This is a genomic window from Flavobacterium sp. KACC 22761, from assembly GCF_034058155.1.
In the GTDB taxonomy this organism is placed as follows: domain Bacteria; phylum Bacteroidota; class Bacteroidia; order Flavobacteriales; family Flavobacteriaceae; genus Flavobacterium.
This window is the reverse complement of the sequence record NZ_CP139148.1, coordinates 3,817,214-3,843,477: the sequence shown is the minus strand read 5'-3', so window position 1 is coordinate 3,843,477 and position 26,264 is coordinate 3,817,214. Positions and strand designations below refer to the sequence as shown.

Annotated in this window: 23 protein-coding genes; 5 read left to right on the top strand and 18 right to left on the bottom strand. The window is 34.8% G+C overall.

Annotated elements, in window-relative coordinates; translation table 11 throughout:
* Positions 1-97: 97 nt before the first annotated feature.
* The 7 genes from SCB73_RS16645 to SCB73_RS16615 form a co-directional block, all read right to left on the bottom strand.
* Entirely contained in the window at positions 98-574 is a 477-nt protein-coding gene (locus SCB73_RS16645) for a S26 family signal peptidase (RefSeq protein ID WP_320567328.1), read from the bottom strand.
* 93 nt (positions 575-667) lie between these two features.
* Positions 668-1,273 (bottom strand): signal peptidase I, encoded by a 606-nt coding sequence (gene lepB / locus SCB73_RS16640; RefSeq protein WP_320567327.1) that lies wholly within the window; start codon positions 1,271-1,273, stop codon positions 668-670.
* A 356-nt stretch (positions 1,274-1,629) separates the two neighbouring features.
* Positions 1,630-3,954, bottom strand: a complete 2,325-nt coding sequence (locus SCB73_RS16635; protein ID WP_320567326.1) for a hypothetical protein — start codon at positions 3,952-3,954, stop codon at positions 1,630-1,632.
* A 44-nt stretch (positions 3,955-3,998) separates the two neighbouring features.
* Positions 3,999-4,460: a hypothetical protein gene (locus SCB73_RS16630; protein ID WP_320567325.1), complete on the bottom strand. Its 462-nt coding sequence runs from the start codon at positions 4,458-4,460 to the stop codon at positions 3,999-4,001.
* Positions 4,461-4,502: 42 nt separating this feature from the next.
* Positions 4,503-5,321 carry a DUF4221 family protein gene (locus SCB73_RS16625; RefSeq protein ID WP_320567324.1) on the bottom strand — a complete coding sequence of 273 codons (819 nt, stop codon included), beginning with the start codon at positions 5,319-5,321 and terminating at the stop codon, positions 4,503-4,505.
* 151 nt (positions 5,322-5,472) lie between these two features.
* Positions 5,473-6,963, bottom strand: coding sequence for a DUF1254 domain-containing protein (locus tag SCB73_RS16620; protein ID WP_320567323.1), 1,491 nt, complete (start codon positions 6,961-6,963; stop codon positions 5,473-5,475).
* A gap of 15 nt (positions 6,964-6,978) precedes the next feature.
* Positions 6,979-8,433: a DUF1214 domain-containing protein gene (locus SCB73_RS16615; protein WP_320567322.1), complete on the bottom strand. Its 1,455-nt coding sequence runs from the start codon at positions 8,431-8,433 to the stop codon at positions 6,979-6,981.
* 696 nt (positions 8,434-9,129) lie between these two features.
* Between SCB73_RS16615 and SCB73_RS16610 the strand changes: the two genes are divergently transcribed.
* Positions 9,130-9,669, top strand: a complete 540-nt coding sequence (locus SCB73_RS16610; protein WP_320567321.1) for a DUF2490 domain-containing protein — start codon at positions 9,130-9,132, stop codon at positions 9,667-9,669.
* 34 nt (positions 9,670-9,703) lie between these two features.
* On the opposite strand, the gene SCB73_RS16605 is transcribed toward SCB73_RS16610, so the two are convergent.
* The 4 genes from SCB73_RS16605 to SCB73_RS16590 form a co-directional block, all read right to left on the bottom strand.
* Positions 9,704-10,618, bottom strand: a complete 915-nt coding sequence (locus SCB73_RS16605; RefSeq protein ID WP_320567320.1) for an AraC family transcriptional regulator — start codon at positions 10,616-10,618, stop codon at positions 9,704-9,706.
* 77 nt (positions 10,619-10,695) lie between these two features.
* Positions 10,696-11,703 (bottom strand): NADP-dependent oxidoreductase, encoded by a 1,008-nt coding sequence (locus tag SCB73_RS16600; RefSeq protein WP_320567319.1) that lies wholly within the window; start codon positions 11,701-11,703, stop codon positions 10,696-10,698.
* Between the two features lies 1 nt (position 11,704).
* Positions 11,705-12,472, bottom strand: coding sequence for an SDR family oxidoreductase (locus tag SCB73_RS16595; protein WP_320567318.1), 768 nt, complete (start codon positions 12,470-12,472; stop codon positions 11,705-11,707).
* A gap of 100 nt (positions 12,473-12,572) precedes the next feature.
* Positions 12,573-13,163, bottom strand: coding sequence for a TetR/AcrR family transcriptional regulator (locus SCB73_RS16590; RefSeq protein WP_320567317.1), 591 nt, complete (start codon positions 13,161-13,163; stop codon positions 12,573-12,575).
* Positions 13,164-13,325: 162 nt separating this feature from the next.
* Between SCB73_RS16590 and SCB73_RS16585 the strand changes: the two genes are divergently transcribed.
* Positions 13,326-14,633, top strand: coding sequence for a hypothetical protein (locus SCB73_RS16585; protein ID WP_320567316.1), 1,308 nt, complete (start codon positions 13,326-13,328; stop codon positions 14,631-14,633).
* A gap of 344 nt (positions 14,634-14,977) precedes the next feature.
* Here the strand turns inward: SCB73_RS16585 and SCB73_RS16580 are convergent, their stop codons facing one another.
* Positions 14,978-15,268, bottom strand: a complete 291-nt coding sequence (locus SCB73_RS16580) for a hypothetical protein (RefSeq protein ID WP_320567315.1) — start codon at positions 15,266-15,268, stop codon at positions 14,978-14,980.
* A gap of 372 nt (positions 15,269-15,640) precedes the next feature.
* Here SCB73_RS16580 and SCB73_RS16575 point away from each other — a divergent pair, with 372 nt between their 5' ends.
* Complete coding sequence (locus tag SCB73_RS16575) at positions 15,641-15,886, top strand: ribbon-helix-helix domain-containing protein (RefSeq protein WP_320567314.1); 246 nt, start codon at positions 15,641-15,643, stop codon at positions 15,884-15,886.
* Positions 15,879-16,157, top strand: coding sequence for a type II toxin-antitoxin system RelE/ParE family toxin (locus tag SCB73_RS16570; protein WP_320567313.1), 279 nt, complete (start codon positions 15,879-15,881; stop codon positions 16,155-16,157). Before SCB73_RS16575 ends, SCB73_RS16570 begins: the two co-directional genes overlap by 8 nt.
* A gap of 118 nt (positions 16,158-16,275) precedes the next feature.
* Here SCB73_RS16570 and SCB73_RS16565 read toward each other — a convergent pair whose 3' ends face one another.
* Entirely contained in the window at positions 16,276-17,700 is a 1,425-nt protein-coding gene (locus tag SCB73_RS16565; protein ID WP_320567312.1) for an amino acid permease, read from the bottom strand.
* A gap of 179 nt (positions 17,701-17,879) precedes the next feature.
* Positions 17,880-18,494 carry a YdeI/OmpD-associated family protein gene (locus SCB73_RS16560; RefSeq protein ID WP_320567311.1) on the bottom strand — a complete coding sequence of 205 codons (615 nt, stop codon included), beginning with the start codon at positions 18,492-18,494 and terminating at the stop codon, positions 17,880-17,882.
* A gap of 464 nt (positions 18,495-18,958) precedes the next feature.
* On the opposite strand from SCB73_RS16560, the gene SCB73_RS16555 reads away from it, so the two are divergent.
* Complete coding sequence (locus SCB73_RS16555; RefSeq protein WP_320567310.1) at positions 18,959-20,410, top strand: S41 family peptidase; 1,452 nt, start codon at positions 18,959-18,961, stop codon at positions 20,408-20,410.
* A 36-nt stretch (positions 20,411-20,446) separates the two neighbouring features.
* On the opposite strand, the gene SCB73_RS16550 is transcribed toward SCB73_RS16555, so the two are convergent.
* From SCB73_RS16550 to SCB73_RS16535, 4 genes are all read right to left on the bottom strand, one after another.
* Entirely contained in the window at positions 20,447-21,145 is a 699-nt protein-coding gene (locus tag SCB73_RS16550) for a DUF1826 domain-containing protein (RefSeq protein WP_320570099.1), read from the bottom strand.
* 32 nt (positions 21,146-21,177) lie between these two features.
* The gene (locus SCB73_RS16545; protein ID WP_320567309.1) at positions 21,178-22,536 is read right to left on the bottom strand and encodes an NAD-dependent succinate-semialdehyde dehydrogenase; all 1,359 of its coding nucleotides are present in this window, start codon (positions 22,534-22,536) and stop codon (positions 21,178-21,180) included.
* Positions 22,537-22,799: 263 nt separating this feature from the next.
* Positions 22,800-25,916 carry an efflux RND transporter permease subunit gene (locus SCB73_RS16540; RefSeq protein ID WP_320567308.1) on the bottom strand — a complete coding sequence of 1,039 codons (3,117 nt, stop codon included), beginning with the start codon at positions 25,914-25,916 and terminating at the stop codon, positions 22,800-22,802.
* Positions 25,917-25,920: 4 nt separating this feature from the next.
* A complete protein-coding gene (locus tag SCB73_RS16535; RefSeq protein WP_320567307.1) occupies positions 25,921-26,220 on the bottom strand; it encodes a DUF190 domain-containing protein in 300 nt (99 codons plus the stop codon).
* Positions 26,221-26,264 lie beyond the last annotated feature (44 nt).

Sequence of the window (26,264 nt, the reverse complement as noted above, 5' to 3'; positions counted from 1 at the left end):
AAGCAAAAATAACGTTTATTCCCGATCAGAAAATTAAATTTGACGCGGTGCACGAAAGACAAATAGCTGCGTCATGGATGGTTTAGGTGTTCCGGCATTAAATCATTTTAAAAAACCTATTCCACTGGAATTCCCTGTTTTTATTGGAAAACAGAACGCATTGCACTTTGCCTATAATATTGGATTCTGGCAAAAATCCCCATACACGCGAATCCATTGTACTTTTTCTGTTGTCTCCCATCATAAAATAATAATTGCACATAAATTTATAGGTTTGCGCTTTTTTGCCATCAATAAAATATGCACCATCTTTCTCTGACAATTTGCATTTTTCAATGTTGCAAATAATGGATTTATAGAGCATTAGATTTTTCGGGTTCAGTTTTATTACCATTCCCTTTTTGGGGACGATGATCGGCCCCATATCATCCAGAGTCCAATTGCTTGCTGAGGAATTTTTTAGTAATGGCCTTTCCATATCTCCATATGCATCTATAATCTTGCACACGGAGTCGATTGCTTTTCTTCTTACCAGAAGTTCAAGCTCTTGTTTTGATAAAACAGCATTTCCCAAATTTCTTTTCTTGTAGTCGCAATCCAGATATCCGTCTATCGGCAAGGAATCCATGATCTGATATAATTTTTTTTTATCTCTGATTCGGAAACTTCAATTTTCCTTTACAGTTTCATTAGAGAAAAAAATTGTGGAATTAGTGTAGATCTCGCCTTTCTTTATTGCAAGGGAATCTCCTGGAAGACCAACACAGCGTTTGATCATAATATAATTCTTGTCCCATGTCGAATTAAAAACAAAGATATCGCCTTGTTTTATTTCCGTAATCCCATTCCATCTGTGATAATCCCACCAGATTTCCTTGATCCTTGAGCGGGCATTTTTATTCATGTAAAAAACAAGATTAACCAATGGGATCTCAAATGGAGACTGCGGCAGCCTGGGGCCGTATTTCAGTTTATTGACCGCTACGACATCGCCTGGATATAATTCGTTTTCCATTGAACCACTAGGAATTCTATAAATATCAATCACAACAAGTTTTACAAAGACTGCAATAGATAAAAGAAATAGAATCGAAAATATTCTCTTAGCCAATTTTCTTAAGAATTGATTTAGAATTAAATCAAAACAAAACATTGATATGCTAAAAATCAAAACCAGCAATACAATAAAAACTCCCAACCAGACTAAGCCAAGATATATTAATACTGATATTATTATGATAATAAGAAAAGCCTTCCTGCTAATTGCTGTCATTTTACTTTTAAATAATTATTCTCTTAAATCCGATTTTTATAACATTGTCGAAATGATACAAAATATTTCGTATTAACCCATTTTTCCTATAGTGCTTTCAAAAATAAGGCGGTATCGTATATATAAACTAATAGGGTATAGTAACTACTTTTGAAGACAGTAATCAAAGTCCCAGTTAATATTGTGCATTTAGAATCAATCTCTGATAGCATGATAAGAAACAACATTTCCTATCCAAATAGTTTTTTTGCGAAACAAAATGACCTATTCTTCTACTTATCATTGTTGGAAACCGAAATATATTGAAGAAGAACAATTCTGCATTCCTAATTTCAATATCCAAACTAAATTCCAACTCATTTCTTCTTGACCATGAACTGAATATTTTCGGCTCCAATCAAGCCGTCACCGCTTACGCCCTCGATATTTCCTAAAAACAAACTGCTGATATCCGAACAAAAAAAGGATACAGTTGCTTCTCCCAGTTCATTGGTTATGATATCGGGCTTCCAAAACAAAGTATTACGGTAGTCAGGAAGAGGATCTGTTATGGTTACATTGTCATAAACTGCCTCATAAAATACTTTCTTTCCATAATAACCCTCCACCATCGCAATATTGAACATATCCAAAAGTTCAGCTTCGGTCAAATCAGGATAATGATAAACGATACTTCCATAAGAAGTGATTGTATAAGGGCTACATTCACCATTAATCCATTTAAAGCCATTCCATGTTTCATATCTTTCTCCTTCAACCGGTTTTTTTTTCTCTCCTTTGTGGCAAAGCCAAAGAGGACAATTTAAAGTATTATGACACACATAATCAGTGGTAAAATACTGTGCTCTGGCCAAGCTGTCTAGCTTTCCGATGTATTTATCCCGAAACACTGTTTTTTTCTTTTTTTGAGTAATCAAAACCTCACTAAGCTTAGTTATTGCTTCACGGCTTGTAAATTGGTAATCCGCTTCGGGAATAACTTTCTTTACCTCGATCTCAGATATCGGATAGATAATAGTTTTTGCGTTACGATTTCCATCAATTTGGTCAAATGAAAAATCTTTTATATTCATACGATAGTTAGATTCTGAGGGAGTTAATAATCTCATGTAGGTATAGTCACCCAATTTCAAATGAGTCGGAAGAATGCTGAAAACTCCTGTCGAATCTGTTATTATCAATTCATTGAAATTCTCGTCCTTGCCAGAAAATACCGAAATCCCTTTTGGCAGAAATTCATTTTTTACTTTGGAATCAGCTTTTTTCAACTGAACTTTTCCTTTCATCTCATCAAAAACAATAGGTTTGAAAATATTGCCTATTTCTCTTAGACTCTCTTCATCCCATACATAATTTCTCCATCCTTGAGTAAGCATCAAAAGATTTAAGGCTTGTTCTCGGTTTTTGTTTTTTTCTTCAAAATAATATATCGGATCATATATAGTTCCTTTCAATTGCGATGACAAGAAATAATGCGTTTGAATATTCTTTGCATCTTGTTTATTCTGATATAAAGCATCATAGACACTTAATCCCAAATGTGCCACTATAGGCTGATTGTTTTGGTCTGTTGCTTTTATTTTTACATTTACTTGTTCTCTGGCAGCATAAGTGGTTTTCTCAAGCATTGTCTTGATGGTAAGCTTCTGATCTTCATTTACATACACAAGCCTTTCCGCTACTGGCATGACATTTTCATTAAAAAGCGTCACCTCGGCAATACCTTGTGGAACGTCAGTCAAAGGAATTTTGATAATCAAATCCTTTTTGAGCATTCCTATTGCTACACTATAAACCACTCCTCTCACCTGCAAACGCAGATATATCTTTTCTTCCGGCAACGCATCGCTTTGGGAAATCTTAAAGACCAAGGCACCTTTGGAATTGCTCAATAATTGAAGTCCTTTTCCATTCGCATCAATTTCCCCAATAGGAAAAACTTTATTAAGCGCAGGCTCTTCAATTTTTATATGGTATTTTTTGTCACGGTTTGGAGTAAAAACAAGTGCTCCCATACCCGCATGGATGCTTTTGAAATGCTGCAAAGGAATATCATTTTCATACAAAGTACCGCTAAATTCTACAGGAAGCCCTTTTGAATTCACTGCCTTGAATGCCAAGGTGCTCTGAATTCCGGAAACCAAACGGCCGCCTTCTGCAAAAGTTGAAAAATGGAAAACACTATCTTTTTCAGTAGTTTTCGCAACAGGTTTCTGAGTTATTGTTTTTACAATTTCTAACTTCTTTAAGGCATAAAACTCCTTCTGAGCCCCCGAAAAAGAATTGGAACTGTAGCCTGCCAAAGTGTAGGTTCCTTCAGACAATGAATTTTCTAAAAACAAATGGCCGTTGACAAAACCATTTTCAATCTCATACTTTTTCTCCCAAACTACTTTATCAGTTTTGTCTTCGATCAATTGAACAAACAATGTCTTATTTCGCTGTGAAGGCGCAAAATATTGCGCATCCAAAACGTAACCCTTGAACCACACATCCTCTTCTGTTTCATAAATGCTTTTGCTGGTTTGGATATATACCAAATCAGAACAATTATTTTTATCCAGACTATGCAGTTGCTCCGCTAGTTGGTCCGCAACTGGCATACTGCTTTGTGAAAACAGCTGCAATGAACCAAATAAAAAGAAGCAAATTATTTTTTTTATGTCTTCGTTAAATCTCAATTCTATAAATTTTTAATATGTTTTTATCAAGACAACACTTTTTTCTACAGAATATGTTGCTTTAGCTTATCGAAAGCAACCCCATTTTTTGGTGACTGAAAACCGACTGATTCCAACTCTCCTTCTTTAATTTCGACAATACATGGATAAATTGAATTATCGGTCGGGACATTAAATTCAGCATTTCTATCAATATAAATATTTGAATGCTCTTTTAAATTTACACCAGTTTTTTTTTGCAAAATTTTCAGCGACTCAATTTTGGTCAATACAAATACTATATTTTTATTATCAATATAATTTTGCATAAAAACTTCTCCTTCCTGAATACAGCCATGACATCCCAAGCCTGGTAATATGACAATCCATTTAACATTTTGGTCAAGCTTTAATTTTTCTATTGAATTTTTCAGGTACTCCGCTTCAATTTCAGCGTCGGACTTTTTACAGGAAATTATCATAGAAGATAGAAACGCAAATACTATAATTAAAATTTTATTTTTCATCTTTACTTTATCTAAATCGTTAATTATAAAAACTATACTTTTTTATGAGTGCTTTTTTTTTATGTTAAGTATTTTTAAGGTCAGGCCACTTTCATCCAAATTACCATCTAAATATTCAATATTTAAGCCTTCCTTGGTAACAAAGCTATTGCGCCAATTCCAAAATTTCCATTGCCCCAGAGTAGTTTCTCCTAAATAATTAAAATTTTTGTCCATTAATATCACAGCAATTGATTTGTCTTTAAAAGATTTCTTTTTATCATCGCTAGAAAGCCCCTTTAATAAGAAACGATAATAGACTTTTCTATATTTGTCATACAATATAGCTGCATACTCATCTTGTTTCACGATCTGATCTACTAATTCTTCTCTTGAAACATTTCTGACACTCTTTTCAATGGAAGAGATATTTCCAACTTCATTGCTTCCTGCATAGACTTCCTGAGTTTTTTTGTTATTTAAATTTATTATTTGCAGATTGTGGGATACTGGGAAACTGCAGACAAGCTTATCTCCATCGGGATGAATTGTTGAAAATACTGTGGTGAATATTTCTCCTTCCCAATTGTAATTATTGCCATATAGATCTTTAGGATAGCTATTCACAAAATCTACTTCATTTGTCTGAAAATCAACTCTTGCAGTAAACTTAAAAGTATCAACTTTATTCAACGGCAAGGCTCCCATATATTGTCCAGTCAAGAGCAGATTCTTTTTAGTTTCAATAAACGGCGTCACAGTAGTAGGAATATATTGTGGGTAATCTATTCTATTCAAATTTAGTGATTTTGATTGTAGGCAGATCTGCTGATGCGTCAAAAAAAAAGGGAGTCCGAAAAGTGAAAACCTTGCAAGACCCATACACCAGATTTTTCATCTTTTTTAAATTTGCGGCAAGTAGTTGGCGTATGCTGTTCTTAAAACAAAAACGTAGAAAAAAGAGCCTGGGCAAGTTTAAGTCATAAATATAATATCAAACCCAAACTTCTTGTAAAGCTACAATCTCAAAGCATCATTCAACTTTTATTACTGCCGGCGGAGTCCATTTTCCATTTACTACTTCCTCTTTTGGCCAGTAAGTGCGAAGATAAAGCGAAAAATCCCCCTTTTCAACGGCCGGAAGCCAGTTGTTTTGGGTTTTCGCATCAGTCGGAACTGATTGAATATAAATGGTCAGCGAACCGTCCGGGTTATATGTCATTGTCTTGTTCTTTGTGCCCAATGAATATCTGTTGAGCTTGTTGATTTCAAAAAAGTGATGCTCGTTATATAGCGTAAGCGACCAAAATCCATTAACAGGTGGCAGCTGCCCTTTGGCAAAAGTAATTTTATATTTGTTCGAGCTGTTCAATCGGCCTCCTTCTGAATCCAGATCCTGATAAAAATAACGTGTTTCATTAGGGGCATTGACCAGGATATTGGATTTGGCTACCGCAGTGCGCGTAAAATAATCCGTGCCCCACGATGCGCCGTTCGTTACCCCTGACCAGTGAAAAGGCAATTGGATCCCCCAGCTGCGGAATTCCATTAAAGGTTTTATTACCTGACGCTCTGTCTCAACGGCTGCATCGATCATCGCCTGTTTCAGTTTTGGGTCTTTCTTGGCGGCTTCCACTACAGCAAGTATCTGCTTGTATTTCGCCTCCTCGCCTGGCAATGGCTTTGCATCTGCCAGCACAACAGGCAGCTCGTCAAAGAATGTCTGGGGGTTCACCCATACCGCTTCTTCTTTTCCTCCTTCGCCTCCGGGAAGTTTTTTGATATTGGCCCAATCGATGGTTTTCATTTTGCCGTCATAATCAGACAAGGGATACATAACCACTGATTTGAGTACCTCCTGAATTGCTTTTCGGTCTTCTTTTGTGTCATCCAGAAAAACACGGGGCCCCACAAGTCCAGTATTGGTTGACGAGCGGAAAACTTTTATTATTCCCTTAGGCACCTCTCCTTTCCAGTCCGGTCCGGCCAATAAATAAAATCCCGGCTTATTGTCGTACATCTTTCCCAATTTTGCGAAACTTTCAGTGCGCAGATCAACTATCTGGTAGACCCAGAAACGTTTGCCAAAATCAGGCACTTGCACCACAACGGGCGATTGGTCCAAAGCAAGGCATCCAATACCGTACACCACATCCTGGTTCGGGCAGGCTACAGCACGTTCCGTAGGTATCACATAATCGGTAAGCATGGTAAACTGATTGAGCGGAGCCATAAGCAGAGGTCCGGACAGGGCCAGCTCTTTTACATCCTTGAAAGCCATTCGGCGGTTGTACATGTTTACCAGCGGCCATGCCCAAAAATAGGCCTCTTTAGCCGCCAAAGCGGCATATTCTTGAGTAATTTTTACATTTGTGTCGGGACCCGTTGGCAGCTCGCGTGCTGCCTGGGCTGGCACCAGGCTGTCAATCCCTTTAGAATTTGATGTTTTCGTATCACTGTTTTTATTTTGGTTGCATGCCGTCAAGGCTGCAATCAAAATCACGCAGATGAGTTTCTTTTCCATAAGTTTAGCAATTGATTATTTAACCTCTTCTATATCTCCAAGTTTCCATACCCTGTCAAAAAAGGGCTTTTCTGGGCCGTAAAGCCTGAATAATACTTCAAATTTTCCTTTAGGGTCCGTTGGGATCCAATTTGATTCCTTGCCTGCAGGGGATTTTGGGCCGAAGAAAATATCGACCGAGCCATCTGTGTTCTTTTGGATCTCTGTCGCATTCGATGCTCTGCTTGCACGCGGCAGATTTTTGATAAGGCAATGTGTTGTCCGGTCGTAGACTGTTGCCGACCAATATTGCTTGGTTGGCACATTTGCTGGCACGTGGAGCATATAGGTTTTATCGCCATCAAGCGCGCGGCCTTCCTTATCTTTTCCTGCAATAAGATATATTTGCGCTGTACCCAGGCGTTTTATGCCTACATAACCGATTGAATAGGTTAATGCACGGGCATCTGTAGGATAAATATCAGATTCCGCATATCCCGAAGATCCCGCCTTGACGAGTTCCGGCATTGCGGGAACAGCCCACTTCGCATCAGGATTTATCGGAGGGAAGCCCTTTTCAAGCATTGCTTCCAAATAGTCATGTGCACCTTTTGCCGCTGCATTCAGAATCTCGGTGGTTCGTGCATCAGGGTTATAGCTTTTTCCCTTTTCAATGCCTATGCTTTTTAGTTTATCAATCATCGCCTTATCGCGCTCCAGCATAGGCTGGCTTTGCACAATGCGGTTAAGAGAGATGAAAAACCGGCTGTTATAAGGTATAACAGAATTGTAAAGTACATCCTTCACGTCTGTATATTTTGTTTCACCGGGATTTTTGGCTTTGGCAAGCGGATATAGCTTTAGCTGTCTGCCGTAATTGACGGCAGTCACTATATCGGCATCACTGTGGCTGGGCAGGTTGGAGCGGAATAATCCATAACCCTCATAGGTATCGGCTTTCAGTACAATGTATCCTTTAGGAATATCTTCCTTATAGTCAGGCGGCAGTATCAGATATTTGCCGCCTGCGCCTTTATCGGCTCCATAAGGTCCTGCATCTTCAAGGGGCATCTGCCAGATATTGTCAATATTGGCGGCAAAGGAGCCATTTGCTGCCGCAGGGACATCTATGACTATTGGCCCGGCATCCTTTGTGTTGAAAAAAAACATAAAGTAAATCGCGTCAGGATTTGGCGTTAATGTCTGATTATGCCAGTCTACGGGTTTTGACCAAAATATGATCTCATTTTGTTTCCCTTTGGTGCTGCCCAGCATTGCCTGAAGCATAAGGTCATAATTAACGGCAGGTATCCCCCATACTAAAGCTTCAATTGCGCGCTGGTAAACAATCTGTTCCTTGATGTTGGCAGGTTTGAATTCTGCCGAAACAGCACCCTCAATATCGGCTTTCTCACCGGAATTTGCAGATGGTTTTTGGTTGCAGGCCGCCAATAGCAACACAAATGAAAAAACAAAGAGACTTTTTTTCATAATATATCAAATTTTAGCAGTTATATATCTTCTTCTTTAGTTATTCAACAAGCATAAGCCCCCATCATTGCAATGTTAATGTAATTAATAATATCGCACCTATCCAGTAATTAATAGTACTAGACCCCTATAAATTCTCTCAATATTTTACTTATAGTATTGCATACTAAATAATTACATAAAAATAATTAAAAATCTTACAAGTTTTAATTTTCCTTTAATTTTTTTCATTTTGCAATATAGAATTAATTAGAACTGCAAAATACAGGAATGGAGTTGCTGGAGTCGATACCTTTTTTGCCATAAAAAGTTAAGGCGGCTTTAAGAATAAGGCGCTACCGATTTGTTTTTTGACGCTTCATTTCCTTTGATCCCCAACAGGACATCTAAACCAAATTACCAAAGCCACTGGAGGACAGATAACTACATATAATAAGCCAATTTCTTCAAATCATCCAAAAAAAATGTTGAAATTTGTCCCTTTGAGGTCACTCTACGGGACAAAAGATAAAAATCATCTTTTGTCCCGTTTTTTTTTTTCACTATCTAACTCTTTGTTAATCAAGTAAATACCCTCTACTATTTTGTTAACTCTAGCGGTTTGTACTTTATTTTCTTTAATAGTGAAATTTTCGGCGTAATACCACCCGGTCTCTCCTCCTATGGACCAGATCCGAGTGGAGTTGCTAATGGAAGTTGTCTATATTTTACGCTTATTTTCACAATAAAAATGTACCGGAATTGAATCAGGAAAAAACTCCGGAATTCAGAAGTGCCCTTCAGGCAACTTACAGCTTATTTACAAAAGAAAGTTTTAAAGTAAATTTAAGGGCCAGATTCGAGGACAGGCATCTGGAGAATGAAAATTCAAATTATGAGGCAGTTGAGCGGTTTCGATTTCAAGTAAAAGCTGTTTGTCCAATAAATTATTTGAAAATAAATAAAATACCAATTTACGCATTTGCATCTGATGAAGTCTTTTTTAAAACCAAAAGTGCTGTCGGCGGTCCTGATTTTTTTGACCGCAACCGCTTCACTGTCGGTTTGGGATTATCTCTTAATAATGATATCCAAATTGAACCTTCGTATTCTCGCGAAGTAATGCCCAGAGAAACAGCTGATCAGCTCGTTAATGCATTCCAGCTTAATTTTATATTTAATAATTTTTTTTCAAATATTGCTAAGCCGTTTAAGCGTAATAAAACTAGTGTCGATGATGGAAGCAGTGGATTTTAATCTTCACTTTAATAGATGTGGTTAATGCTTAGTATTAAAATATTTCTTTTAAGCTGAACCTCCTGAAATCCAAAGGTGAAATACTCGTATGTTTTTTAAAATATTTTACAAAATAAGAGTCATCATCAAAACCCAGACAATAGCCAATTTTACTGATATTGTAATTAGTATCAAGGAGCATTCTTTTTGCTTCTGCTACAATCCTTTCACAAATAATTTCCGAAGGACTTTTATCTAACAATTGACTGGTAAGACCCGATAATGTCTTGGATGAGATCTGCATGAGATCTGCGTATTGGGAGACTTTTAGATCTTTTTTATAATTTTCCTCTACCAGACCAACAAATTTTATTAATTGCTGCTGCTTTTTATACTCAGGCAAAATCCGGCGCCCGTCATGTAGATTTGCTTTTTCCCATCTGTACTGAACCTGAATGAGAAATGCTTTGAGGTAAGACCTTAATAGTTCTTCATGACTGGTTTGATTTTTATCTTTCAATTCATTTTTGATCAGCTTTAAATATTCTTCTAAAATAAAGGCATCATCTCGGGTAAGTGAACAAGCAGGCTGTTTGTGATCATTCAAAAGGCTGTGTTTCGAAAAAAAGGCAATATCCTTGTTATTCTGAATTAGGAACTCTTCATTGAACTGAATCAAGATTCCTATGTAATTAGTATTCCTGTCGAAATAATGAACATCATCTTTAGTGAGAAAGAAAAGAGTATTCTGGTCAACATCGTATGCTTTGAAATTAACAAAATATCTTCCATTCCCCTTTTTAAACCAAATGATCTGATAGTGCTTTTCGGCATGAACTTTCCTTCTTTTTTTATCATATTTTTTTAAATAATTATCAATTTCGTACACAGAAAACTTTGGCAGATTCTGCTGATATTGATTCAGATGATACTCAGTAGTATTATTTGGACTCTTGCTAATTTTTTGCATTCGAAGCGATTAAAAAACTTATGATAGCCTGAGAGCAAAACCTGCATTAATCAATGAGGTTTTACTCCCTGCATTTACTATTTCTCACTCTTTATCTGTATTACAACTTTACCTTTTGCACGGCCGCCTTCTACATATTCCAGCGCTTCATTTGTTTGTTCAAAAGCAAATACTTTATCTACTATTGGCTCAATAATTTCAGCTTCAATAAGTTTTGTAATTTCCTGTAACTGAATCCCTTCAGCCCTCATAAATAGGAAACTAAAGTTCACATGTTTCTTTTGAGCTTTATTTCTTATGCCAAAACTAAGCAGCATTGTAATCATTTTAACATACCATGGCAAAACCATCTCTTTAGCAAATTCAGGTGTCGGCGGTCCTGAAATAGAAATGATCTTACCGCCTGGCTTTAAAATGTTTAATGATTTTTCAAGTGTTTTTTGATCTTGGCTGTTTAATACAGCATCATAATCTTTAAGTATATGTTCAAAATCATGTGTTTTGTAATCGATCAGTACATCAGCACCAAGGTTTTTAAGCAATTCAAAGCTCTTATTACTGGCAGTTGTGGCAACGAGTGCACCAAGATATTTGGCCAGCTGTATAGCTACTGTCCCCACACCTCCTGAACCGGCTTGTATGAATACTTTCTGCCCATTTTTTAAATCTGCACGCTCAACCAGCACCTGCCATGCCGTTAGTGCCACCAACGGAATAGAAGCGGCCTGGTTCATTGAAATATTTTTGGGCTTAAATGCCACATCTTTCTCATTTACAGAGATATACTCAGCAAAGGTTCCTACATGGTAATCTGCAGGACGGGAATATACCTTGTCCCCAACTTTAAATTTCTTGACATTTTTTCCCACTTTCGCAACGATACCTGCTACATCATGCCCCAGAATCATAGGCAGTTTATAGGGAAGAATCAATTTAAATTCTCCAGTTTTAATTTTTGAATCCAGAAGATTAACCCCTGCTGAATAGACCTCAATCAAAACATCGCTGTTACCTACAACAGGAGTTGGAACATCTGCAAGCTGAAGAGCCCCTTTAGTATATTTATTAATGATAAATGCTTTCATATTAGTTTTTTAAAAGTTGGTGACTTTTCTTGGGATTAATTAATTTAAAGGCGGTTTTTGGGAAAAACCTGTTTATCAGGCTAAACAGTTTTGCATCGCCCACACGTATTGTATAATGTTCTTTTTGAAGCCCGACGATAAGGCCTCTGACCATTTCTTCAACGGATATTTTTTTATCTTTCCGGTCTGCAGTCATTTCTGTAGCTACAAGCGGCGGGACCAGTTCAAATATTTTCAAATTACTTCCTATAATTTTCAAATGTTCTCGAAGTGACACAGTATAAAAAGCCAATGCAGTTTTAGAAGAAGAATAAGTAGCTTCAATTAATGACGGAGCCTGACTCAATATTGATGTCGTATTTATTATCGCTGCTTCTTTTCTTGATTGTAGCATGTCCATAAACATGTTATTAAGTCTTATAACCCCAATATAATTCACTTCCATTTCGTAGGCAGCACCTTCGGAATGTTTGTCATTGGCAATTCCTAAATTTGATGGGGGTACCAGTACGGCCGCATTATTATACAAAATATCGATACCGCCCATTTCTTGTATTTTGTTAAAAAGAAATTTTACCTCTTCATTATTGGCTACATCACTTTGAATTGTTATGATAGCAGGATTTGCTTTCTTAACAGCATCAAGTTTGGCACGATTCCTTCCTGTTACAATTACTTTAGCACCAATAGCCAAGAACTGTTTTGCGGCTTCAAGTCCAATGCCGGATCCTCCGCCGGTTATTAATATTGTTTTGCCTTGTATTTCCATTATACTTTATTTAAAGAATTATTTTTATAAATTTTACCTTTTTAGACTTTTTAGTATATTTCATAATATACTTTTTAGTATATTTTTATTCAAAAAAAAATTATATTTTATATTGTTCTAATTCAGACTTTAAGCTTTTGATAAGTCCCTGCATTGGTTTTGCTGTCCCCATAACTCTGCACATTACGATACCACCTTCAACCGATGCGACTAATTTAAAAGCAAAGATAACAGGATCAAGTTTAGTGGAAAACTCCCCAATATTAATTCCTTCCTGAAGTAAACCTGCTAATTCCTGCTGACCACTTCTAAATACTTTGGCTACTTTTTCTTTTATAAGCGGATAATTATCATCTACTTCGACGGCAGTATTAAGTATCGGGCAACCACCGGAAATATAGGTTTCAATTGGGTCTTTATAAAAATCCAAAAATGCAAACACTTTACCTTTAATTGTTTTTGCCTGATAAACTGAAGCTCTGATTCTGTCTGAAACCATTTTCAAGGACAAATCAATCACCTGTTCGGATAAATCTTCTTTATTTTCAAAATGACCATAAAGGCAGCCCTTTGTAAGTTTTGTGGCTTCCAGGATATCATCGATATTAACTCCCGAGATACCTTTTTCATTATAAAGAGGTACCGCAGTTTCGAGTATAAATTGTTTTGTTCTTTCGGCCTTACTAAGCATTAATAATTAATTAGGGAGCAAATATACTAAAAAGTATATTTAGAAATGCGGAATAGAAATGTTTTTTTTTAATAAATAATTTTTATCAAACTTACCTGATTGTATTGTAAATAAATATACTATTATTACTTTTATACACTAAATCTATAGGATAAAAGAAGTATGATTATAAAAAGGCCTGCAAAAAAAAATCTATTATTACTTTCCTTTCTTTTATTTATTCTTCAATTATCTGCACAACAAAAAGATAGCTTATCCCGGCAGTTCTTAATAAATATTGAAATAAGACCAAGAGCCGAATACACTTCAAATTACATCCTTCCTCCCAACGATTCAATTGATCCTTACTTTTATATCACCCAGAGAAACAGATTTTCTATGCTATATGCTAGAGAAAAATGGCTTATAAAATCAGATTTACAGGAAATTCATCTTTGGGATGAAAACAACAACGCTTCGAAAGTAGGAAGTATTAATTTTTATCAATTGTATTTTGAGACTAAGTTCAAATCTTTAAATATACGATTGGGAAGGCAAAGTGTTTTATTAGATAATGGCAGATTATTCTCTGATGCACCCTGGGCACAACAAGGTAGATCTCATGAAGGAATACGGATAATGAAATCCTCAAAATTTTTCTCTAATGATTTTTTCTTTTTATTTACCAGAAACTACGGTACTGAATTTGAGCCAGCCTACTCTCCTGTCGCAGCCAATAAGTATAAGTATCTGCTTGTAAATAATCTCAGCTACAATTACAATCATGGATTTTTATTTACCTCATTGAATGCTATTGATTTTTTAGAAAACACAATTTCAGGGAAATTGTATACTCGTGCAACAACAGGTGGAAGAATAGAATTTAAAACAAAACAATGGTATTATACTTTAAATTCATATTTACAGTTTGGGCATAATTCAAAAGGTCAAAAATTATTAGCTTACTATTTTCAACCTGAGGTTAAATTGTCTTTCTTAAAATCTACTTGGCGTTTAGGTGCTGAAATAATTAGTGGCAGCAGTCCTAATATACAAGCTAATAATTCCGGAGATTTTGATGTCTTATATGGCGTGACATGGAAGTTCAATGGAAATATGAATGTCTTTACCCGTTTTCCTACCGACGTTAACGGAAAAGGTTTAGTAAATCCTTATCTATTTACTGTAATTCCTATAAATAGTAAACTATCTCTTCGTTCTGATTTTCACCTTTTTTATACTCAATATCCTCTTCTAAATAATTTGAGTCAAAAAATGACAAAGTTTCTTGGATATGAAAGTGATCTTTCTGTGAAATACTTTCCTGCCAAAGAACTGGAAATTAATTACGCCTTTTCTTTTTATAGATCAACAAACGCTATGGAATATTTGCCAAAAATACAAGATGACAATAAACTTGCTTTTTGGAGCTATTTAATGATTTCATATTCTTTTAACGCTGTCAATTTAAAGCATTATAAAAATCAATAGCTTATATTAGATCCAAAACAATAATAAAATCTGGTTTTTGAATTTTTTGATAGGTTGAAATTCTATCATCAACAAATTTTAATGTGCATTTTCTAAAAATATTATTTTAGTTTTATCTCTAATAATTTATCAGGCCATGCAACCATATTCCCATCAAAAAAATTCTTTAGTAGAAATAAAAATGCATGGAATTATTTAACGCATTTTAACATTTAACGCTTACGATACATACAAACCGCTCTGAAATAAAAACTTAAAATAATAATCTCACAAATTCACTTGAAAGTAAGCTAATTTCTTTAAATCATTCATAAAATGATTTGTAAATTGTGAAGTAACCGTCACTACTCGGGACAAAAGAAAAATATCATCTTTTGTCCCGTTTTTTTTTTTTTTCGTAACCTGTTGTTTACCAAATAGATGCAATTGACCATTTCATTGATTCGGGCGGTGCGGATTTTCTTTTCTTCAAATGTGAAATTTTCAGGAAAAATTAAACCAATCATCTCCCTGGAATCAGCTAAAGTCCCATTTTCAAAGGTCTCGCCGAGTTTTATAAGGTTTTCTAGTCCTGAGTTCGTTAACTGCTCTATATTGGCTCTGTCATCCTCTACATTTCCAATCTCTTTTTCCACACCAATCAAGCATTTTGATTATTCAATGATTTTTTTTCAGGCAGGAATTGTGCCACTTTAAAATTAAGAATGTTTTTAACTTTTTTTTTATTAGCATTAAAATCCGATTTTTCTTTAACAAATAAACTGCTATACATTGATTATCAGTTTGTTTAATAAGAATTAAAAATCTTCTTTGTATTACATTTAAGGGTATTTTAGTAAGATTTTTAAGTGTTTTAGACAAAACTGCCATTATTTATATTAATAAGTTAAATTCTTTGGCAAGCGAGTGAATTACAAATAATATCAACAATAAATAACTATTTCATCCAAATTTGGTTTCTAATCGAAAGTTTTGGTGTAAATTTACACCAATTTAAAATTTGTATTATGACACGACAAAGTATATCATTGACTACACCTAATGAAGAATGGTTGAAGAATCAGGTTAATACAGAAGAGTTTAGCAGTAAAAGCGAAGTTATCAACTATTTGATTAAGCAAGCTCGTTCAAGAGAAGAATACTTTGAGTTTGTAAGAGCTAAAATAGATAAGGGAGAAAAAAGCGGATTTGCAAAAAAACAAACTAAAGAAGAAATGTTAGCCGAATTTAAAAAAGATCAGTCTAATGTATAACTACTTTTTAAGTAGCGAAGCCAAAGAAGATTTAAGAAGAATTTATTATTATGGTGTTAGTACGTTCGGCATTAATCAGGCTGACAGCTATTTTAATATGTTTTATGATTGTTTTGAAAAAATAGAAGAAAATCCTTTTCTATTCCCATCTGCTGATCACATTAAAAAAGGATATCGTTATTGCGTTTGTGGTGTTGATACTATTTACTACCGAATTAATGGAGACAAACGAGTAGAGATTATTACTATTATTGGAAGACAAGACTTTTAAAACAATTCAATTGCACAGAAAGAATTTCCACATTATCAATATGTATAATTAAGAGTAATTTAGGATAACAAAAAAAGCAAAATCCCATTTCTAACGAAATGGGACTTTTTTAAACTATTTATTTCTTTGTATCAAAAACTTTATAAAATATAAAAAGAATCCCCAGCCAAATTGGAATTAATTCTACGGATATCTTCATATTCGTCATCCACATGATGGCTAAAATACCCAATAAAAATGCAAAACAGATGTAATTGCTCATTGGATAAAATATAGAAGCAAATTTCGTTTTCGTATTTTCTTTGTCTTTTGCACGCCTAAATTGCAGGTGCGTATAGGAAATCATAACCCAATTAATCACTAAGCAAGACACCACTAAAGACATTAAAACACTAAAAGCTTCTTCTGGCATTATTTTGTTTATTAAAATACAGATAGCCGCAAAACATGAAGAAATTAAAATGGCATTAATTGGCACTGAATGTTTGTTTAGCTTCTTTAAAAACTTTGGAGCATTGCCCTGATCTGCTAAACCAAACAACATACGTGAGTTGCTATAAACACTGCTGTTATACACCGATAATGCAGCTGTCAATACAATCAAATTAAGCACATTTGCGATAAGGCTTGTAAAGAATATTTTGTGGCCAAACAACTCAAATTCCATTCCGTTTAAATTTTGAAAAACCATTACAAACGGACTGCTGTCTGTTGTAATTTGTCTCCAAGGCGATAAAGCAAATAAAATGACCAATGCACCAACATAAAATATCAGGATTCTATAAATAACCTGATTGGTTGCTTTTGGAATGTTTTTTTCTGGGTTTTCAGCCTCGGCAGCAGTAATTCCAATTAGTTCTAAACCACCAAAGGAGAACATAATCAGCGCCATAGCCGAAAGTAAACCTTGAAAATCTCCAGTTGCGGTTTTTTCAAAGATGCCTTTTGGAAAGAATCCGCCATCGTTATATAAATTATGAATAGTAGCGTGCTCTCCTCCTGTACCGCTTATAAGCAAATAAGTACCGAAAAGAATCATAGCAATAATTGCCACAACTTTTATTATTGAAAACCAAAATTCAGTTTCTCCGTACACTTTTACAGAGGCAAAATTCAAAGCATTAATTACTAAGAAGAAAAATAAACTGGATGCCCAAAGCGGAATTTCAGGCCACCAAAATTGCACGTAAACCCCAATGGCAGTAAGTTCAGCCATACTGACTAGAATATACAATATCCAATAATTCCAACCTGATGCAAAACCGGCAAAAGAACCGCAATATTTATAGGCAAAATAGCTAAAACTTCCAGATACAGGTTCTTCAACAACCATTTCGCCAAGTTGTCTCATAATAAAAAAAGCGATAATTCCGGCGATAGCATATCCTAAGATAACAGAAGGTCCTGCTAAAACAGCTGCTGGACCAATACCAAGGAAAAGGCCTGTTCCTATAGATCCGCCTAAGGCTATTAATTGAATATGTCGGTTGGTCAATCCGCGTTTAAGCTGATTTTCTTCTGTAGCATCTCGATTTTTTTTCACAAATTAAATTTTTAAATGAGTTAAATGTCCTCCTGAATGTATAAAAAGCGAAGATAAGTTAAAAAGGAATTTTTTAAAGCATCGTTTTCTCATAATCTAAAAAAAACAAACCCCTTAAATGTTTTTTTAAGGGGTTTTCTCCGTAGTTGTATTTTTATACAAAATTTAGTTTGTGCTGCTTATTTTTTTGATTGCCAAAATCTGTCTTTTCCTTCTGCAATCCATTCTAAAGATTGGACAATTCTTTTATTTCTGGTTTCATCTGTCTTTGCATCTGCAATCCAAATAATATAATTTTTACGGAAAGATGGCGATTTGCTTTCAAAAATTTCGGTTGCTTTGCTGTCTTTTGCTAATGCGTCCATAAATTCTTTAGGCGCTACAGCTTCTCCCGATGATTTTTCTTTTACGGGTTTTGGTTTGGCCTTGCCATTCTCATTTAAAACCATTGCTTCTTTAATGTAGGCGACTAATTTTTCTTTAGTTGGCAATTCAGATACATCTTTAATCTTATCCATATAACCAAACTTTTTTCCAGCCGCAACACTTACCTGTATATCCTTGTCGTTCATTAATTCTGCCTTATACAAACTAAAAGAACAATGTTGTTTGAAACCGCCCATCATCACTAAATGATCGCCTTTATAAGAATAATGCGGTGTTCCCCATTTAATATTTTCTTCTACTTCGGGACAAGTGCTAAAAACTATTTCACGTAAATTATTAAGAATAGGTTTTGCAAAATCGGCCATTTTTTCGATGTATGCCGTAACGTCTTTATTATAATTTTCCATTAATTGAAGAATTTAATTTGTGATACTTAGCTAACTATTAATGATTATTCGAATTTATACAAATCTACTAAAATACGATTATTCTGATGGTTTAAATTATTACAATTTCGCTTAACGGTTGGATATACAATATAAACTGGATTTTTGTGTACTCAAAAGTGTACTATTTTATTCTTTATTCAAATTGTTATTGCTCAATTTTACAATTCAAAAATCCGAAAAAAAACTTCATGAATAAAAAAATATTTTTCACAATTGTGCTTTGCTTTTGTTTTGTTGCAAACATGTTTTCTCAAGAAAAATCTACAATCACTACTACCGAAAAATACAAGCAGTTTGGTCTAATTTGGGGATTAATGAAATATCATCATTCTGAAATAAGCAAAGGTTCATACGACTGGGATCAAAAATTTGTAGAAAATTTCGACAAGCTTGAAAGCATAACTACTCAAAAAAACCTCGATGTGTTTTTATTAAATTTTGTTTTATCAGTTAAAGAAAGTAAACTAAAAATCAATACCAATACAGATGGTTTGTTTACAAAAAACTATGATTATAAATGGATTGAGCAATATTCACACAACAAAGAACTTTACAATAACCTAAAAAACTTAGAAAATAATGCAAGTATTGCCAATTATTACACTTCAAAAAGCGGCATCCCAACTTTCGAAAATGAAAAAGGATTTAAAGCATTTGACTATAAAATAAAAAGCCACAGATTATTGGAACTATTTAGTTTTTGGAATGTTATCCAATATCATTATGTAAATAAATATCTGATGAACAAAAACTGGTTTAATCAATTAGAAAATTTTATTGGTGATTTCGCAAACAGCAATTCTCAATTAAAGTATGAGTTGGCAAAAACCAATTTAATCGTATCACTAAACGATTCACATTCCTATTATTTCTCAAAGACAGTAGTAGATTCTTTGCTTAAATTTAAGCCACCAGTCTCTGTGGTGAATATTAATGATACTTTAGTAGTCACAGGAATATTCAATAAATTGGCAGAAAAAGATGATTTGAAACTAGGGGACTTGATTATTGAGATTAATGATACAGGCATTAAATCTTTTCAAAAGCAAAAAATAGGATCAATGATTTCTTCTTCAAATGATACTCATTTAAAATTTTGGGCGAGATACATAATGTGGAATAAGGAAGATAGTATTAAAGTCAAAATAAAAAGAAAAGATGCTATTACTACAAAATATATTCATCTTTATAATACTTTTTCTAAAGATGAGGAACATTCTAGCCTCCCATTTTTTTCCTATAAAAAAGAATGGCAAATCATTGATGATAATATTGGCTATATAAATCTTGGTAAAATTTCAAAAGAGGATATCGAAAAAGCATTAGAAGCTTTTTCAAATACTAATGGGATTATATTAGACTTAAGAAATTATCCTAAAAATATTTCAGGCTCAGAAATTGCCGAATATACCTATCCTGAAAGAAAAGAGTTTATTAAAGTTCTTTCACCATTAGCAGAAAGACCATCTTTGGCAAACTTTGGCAAACCTTCAATCAGTAGGATCATAGATCCTTTTAAAGCTGGCAGCAAAAACTCAAAATACTACAATAAAAAAATTATTCTATTAGTAAACACTTCCACTCAAAGTAAGGCTGAGTACATAGGAATGATTATTCAACAATCTCCTTCTTGTACAACTGTAGGCCAAACGACATCGGGTGCTCCATTGAATGTTGCCGTTTTTAAACTGCCTGATGGAACAGAAATTCAATTTACTTCAATGGGAGGATTTTATCCTGATGGTACGGGTGTGCAAAGAAACGGTTTGAAAATAGACCACTTTGTAAAGGAAACCACATCAAATTTTACCGCCGATCAATATATTCTTAAAGGAATTGAATTAATAAATGCTGTAAAAAACATTGCGAATTAATTTATTTACAAAATATTGACACCTAAATAGCCTCTTTCAACAAATCAACAACAATCGATACTCGCCTTCATTTTCTTTTGGAGCTCTGTGAATGCAAGGCAAAACCTGTTGTTTCGGGTGATCTACAGCTAAACGCCAAAGATGCATTTTTCCTAAATTAATAGGTGTAGCGTTCTCGTTTATCTGATAATGCAAGTCGAAATAATTTTCTGTTAAAAAGTTTTCAAATTCTTCCTCCGGCCCGTTATACAACTCTTTTAGTTTTGCTCGGATTTCTGGAATTAAAACTTTTTGTTCTGCTTGTGAGTTTTGTATAATGTCACTTGATGCTCCGTGATAGGTGCATAAAAAAGTATCTGTTGCAATGGGCGAACGATCGACATGAAACGAATAAACATCAGTCGATATGAAATCAAATTCGTCATCACGTTCGTAGCATTTCAGCAAATTAAGAGACGGTGAAGCTCCAAAATCAGTTAATAATTGCAAATCATTCAAAATTATTTCTCTTGCTATATTTCCTTTTTCTGAAAGTTGCAACGCTAGTAGATCTTCAGGAAAAATTTCGGTTATATTTTCTTCTAAAGATAATTTAGCAACAATCTCTTTAAAATCGCCATCCAAATCTCTGTGCCAACATAAGGCATTTGTTTCTCCTTTGAAATCTGTGTTCACAAGCTCAAAAAAAGTAGATACAATTCCTATTTGATTGTTGGCAGAAAATTCATTACTAATCATATAATTTAAAGAAACTAATATTTTGACTTTTAATATTTATTAATATAAACTGTTTTCTTGTTTACAAATTCCTGAATCCCATCTTGTGAAAGTTCACGACCATATCCCGAATTTTTAGTTCCTCCAAAAGGCAATCTCTGATCACTCTTCACCAGTTCGTTTACAAACACCGCACCTTCGTTAAATTTCGGCACTAATCTAGACGCTTTTTCGAAATCTTCTGTAAAAATTGTGACTCCAAGTCCAAATGGACTGTTGTTTGAAAGCGCAATTGCTTCTTCTTCATTTTTAAAAACAGTAATTCCAATCAATGGACCAAAAACTTCTTCTTTAAAAATAGACATGTCTGTTGTAACATTTCCAATAACTGTAGGTTCAAAATAAGCTTTGTTTCTTTTGCCTCCCAACAAAACTTCTGCTCCTTTATTTAATGCATCTTGAAGTTGTTTTTCTAATTCTTCTGCAAGATCAATACGCGCCATAGTGCCAATTGTTGTTTCCTCATTCAAAGGATCTCCTGACCGAAGTTTGCTTACCTCCTCTAAAAATGCTTTTGTGAATTCTCCCGAAATAGATGATTCTACTAGCAGACGTTTCCCGGCGATACAGCTCTGCCCTGCATTTTGAAAGCGCGCTTGAACGCAAGTTTTAACTGTCTGCTGCAAATTGCAGTCGGCAAAAACGACCAAGGCATTACTTCCTCCAAGTTCTAAGACTGTTTTTTTAATTTCACTTCCGGCGACAGTTGCTACAGCTCGTCCCGCAGCTTCACTTCCCGTCAATGTAACGGCTCTGACTTTAGGGTTTCTTATAATTTCTTCTACCATTTTGCTTCCAATAAGCAAATTCGTAAAACATCCTTCAGGAAAACCCGCTTTTTCAAATATTTTTTCAATATTTGTAGCACTTTTCATAACATTGCTGGCATGTTTTAAAATTGCAACATTTCCTGCCATCAGTGCTGGAACAGCAAAACGCATAACCTGCCAGAAAGGAAAATTCCATGGCATAATCGCCAAAACGATTCCTATTGGTTCATAGCTTACGTAACTTTTATATGCTTCGGTTTCGATTATTTTATCAGAAAGCATTTTCGAGGCATTCTCTGCATAAAAATCACATAAAGCGGCACATTTTTGTACTTCTGCTATGGCTTGAGTAATCGGTTTTCCCATTTCTTGAGTTATAATTTGAGCATATTCACGTGAATTTTTCCTCAATTCCTCACCTACTGCTCTCATCAATATTGAACGCTCAGAAAAATGAGTTTCTTTCCAAATCGTATATTGTGCCTCAGCCTTGTTGATTGCATTTTCGACCTCTTTTTTATCGAATTCAGCAATCTCGAACACGATCTCTTGATTATATGGATTTATAGACTTTATCATACTATTATTTTTTATCACACCTATTTAAAAACTTTTAATAAGGTACAATTTATTTTGTTTTTTGTGCACTAAGACAGTGGTTATTTTCAAAAAATGCCAACGTGTAAAGTGGAAATCAAAAGTAGAAAGATTAGATTACAAGAATACTATGACGAGGTAATTAAAAAAACAAAATATAGAATTTCTCTTTTATGTCAAACATGATAAGCAAAAAAAGCCGAAAGCAATAAAACTTTCGGCCTATATTTTTTGTTCTAAAATTTTTATTTCATTTTTTTCTCATTCATCCAAAAATATAAAGGCGGAATTAATATTGGAGCAAAAAATAAGGTGCTCGTCAATCCACCAATGATTACCGTTGCCAGTGGACGCTGTACATCTGAACCAATACCTGAAGATGTAGCTGCGGGAATAAGACCAACAATTGCGACCACCAAAATCGATAATAAAGCTCTTAATTGCTCTTTTGAAGCTATCAATACGTTTTCCTGCAAATCATCATCCTTAAACAATGTTTTTCTGTTTAATGCCGATACAAGAAGTACTCCCGACATTACTGAAATCCCAAAAATGCTCACAAAACCAACACCTGCAGAAACATTAAAGTAATACCCTCTGATAAGCAAAGCCATAATGCCTCCGCCCAAAGCAAACAAAATACAACTCATTGTAATCATGGTATGCTGAAAATTTTTATACAGCATAAACAAAAACAAGAAAACCATAATAATGGTTAGCGGAATCGTGAATGCCAATTGTTTTCCTGCTCGTTCCAAATTTTCATATTGCCCACCATAAATGATGCTGTATCCTTTAGGGACAGTTACATTTTTCCCTACTTTTTCTTGCAATTCTTTTACAAAACTTCCTTGATCCCTGCCTTTGATATTAGTTCTAACCGTAATCATGCGTTTACTGCCATACCGATAAATATTCGTTTGCCCTTCCACAAAATGTATGTTTGCCAACTGATTCATTGGGATTAATGCACCGTTTGAAGAGGGCACCAAAATATCTTTGATCGCGTCAATAGAGTTTCTGTACTGTGGCAAAAAACGTACTACAATGTCATAACGTTTTGCTCCATCATACAAAGTTGAAATTGTTTTTCCGCCAATTGCCACCTCAATCATATTTTGAATATCGGCTACATTGATTCCAAATCTCGCTGCTTGTTCCCTATTAATATCAATTGCCAATTGTTCTTGATCGCCTTCTTGTTCAATATTAACATTATCCGCACCTTGAGTATTTTTAGCAATTTGGGCAATGGTTTCAGCTTTTTTTCTCATCATTTCCAAATCATCGCCTACAACAGAAACTGCCAAATCTGCCGCACTTCCGTTAACAATTTCCATAACCTGATCAATAATAGGCTGTCCCGAAGAAAATTGCACCGATGGAATTTCTTGTCGCAGATCTTTTTTTATTATTTCGACCAAATCTTTCTTGGCAATTGTATCGCTCCAGAGTTTGTAATCTTTTAATCCTACTAAAATCTCATTTCTATTGGCAGGAAATGGATCGGTACCGTCATCATTGCGTCCTGTTTGCGTTATTACGTATGATATTTGAGGATATTTTGCAATTATTTTTCGAATTTTAGGAGCATATTTTGCGTTTTCCTGTATCGAAATTCCGGCTGGAAAATTTCCTCTTAAAAAGATTGATCCTTCGTCTAATGTTGGTAAAAATTCTGTTCCTAATTTTAATCCACATAAAATAAATATTGCAACAATCGAAAAACCAATTACCGTTGTTTTTTTATAATTATTTAAAAATCGAGCTAATGCTTTTTCGTATGATTTGGTCAAAAAATCCAACACCACATTTTTGTGTTCTTTTATAGGTTTATCGACATCAAGCATTGCCTTTTTATAAACAAATGAAATTAGAACCGGAATAAAGGTAAGTGCTCCGAGCATTGAACCAATAACAGCAAAAGCCAAAGTCAAAGCCATTGGAGAAAACAATTTCCCCTCTACTCTGGTCATTAAAAGTATTGGCATATAAGCCAAAATGATAATGGTTACAGAAAAGAAAATTTCCCTTCCTACTTCCTGTGCGGCCTGAAGAGTAATTTGCACAATTCCCTGTTGTTTCTCTTCTGGTGTAGCTGTTCGGTATTTTCTTATAAGATGTTCTGCCATTAAACAGGCACCATCGACAATAATTCCGAAATCTATTGCGCCAAGCGAAAGCAAATTCGCAGGAATGCCGGTCAATCTCATTAAAATAAAAGCAAACAATAATGAAAACGGAATCGTCAAGGCTACAACCAATGCGCTTCTGACACTTCCGAGAAACAAAATCAATAATATAATTACAATAGAAATTCCTTCAAATAATGTATGTGCAACAGTTTCCAGCGAATGATCGATCAAGAAAGTTCTGTCGTACATAGGACGCAGTTTTACATTTTGAGGCAAATCATTTTCCTCTAAATCGGCCATTCTTTCTTTTAACAATTTCAAAACCTCACTCGGATTTTCATATCTTCTTAAAAGAATAATTCCTTCAACGCCACTGCTTACGTCTTTTTTGTCTTTGGTAACGGTATAACCCATAACACCACTTGGCGGCGGTGGCGTAATTTCGACAGTAGCTACATCACGAACAAAAACCGGAACTCCATTTTCAGATTTAAGAACAATGTTTTGAATATCTCGCTCGGTTTTAATTGCCCCTAAACCACGTACCGCAAAACCTTGTCCGCCTCTTTCAATTATATTTCCGCCTGTGTTTAGATTGTTTGCATCTACTGCATCCATCACATTTTTCAGCGTAAGATTGTATTTTCTTAATTTTTCTGGCGAAGTTATAATGTGAAACTGCTTTAATGGTCCACCAAAAGTTGTTACATCGGCAATTCCTGGAACTTGAAGCAATGCAGGTTTTATAACCCAATCCTGCAAATCTCTAAGTTCTGCCTGGCTGTAATTTGCTGGTGCTTCTACGACATATCTAAAAATTTCACCAACGGCGGTAGAAAGCGGTGCTAATGAAGGCGTAACTCCATCAGGTAATTCGGCCTCTGTAAGCCGTTCTGTTACCTGCTGACGGGCAAAATAATCATCAGTACCATCTTTAAAAGTAAGTTGTACTACAGACAAGCCAAAAATAGTTCTGCTTCTTCGGTCCAAAACATTTGGGGTATTCTGTAAGGCTCTTTCAATAGGAACCGTAACTTGTTGTTCTACTTCCTCAGCTGCTCTTCCGTCATATTGCGCTACTACAATCACATTGGTATCTGCAATGTCTGGATATGCTTCAATTTTTAATTTGGTAAAACACCAAAAACCAATCGACATTAAAACAACGCTGATTGCAATTATAACCCAGCGGTTACGAAGGCTGAATATTAGTAAATTTTTGATCATTTGCTTACCATTTTTCTACATGATTCGTAACTATAAAACCGCCACTATAGACTTTTCTTAAAGCCGTTAAAGCCGTTTTTACTTTTTCATCTTCATCTATAAAATTGATCAGCAATGGTATTTTATCAAAACTGAACAAATCATGAGGCCTGTTAAGATACCGACTGGCACCATATCCTAATTTGCCATGAAATACTGTGGCTCCCTCGATTTTATGCTCAATCAAAAATCGTAAAATGTACTCGTACAGAGGTTGCGCTCCTTTTAACTCATCTTTATCTATATATACTTGTGCTTGTGTCATTGTTTCTCTTTTAAAGTGTTTTCACTCTCTTATTATAGACATAA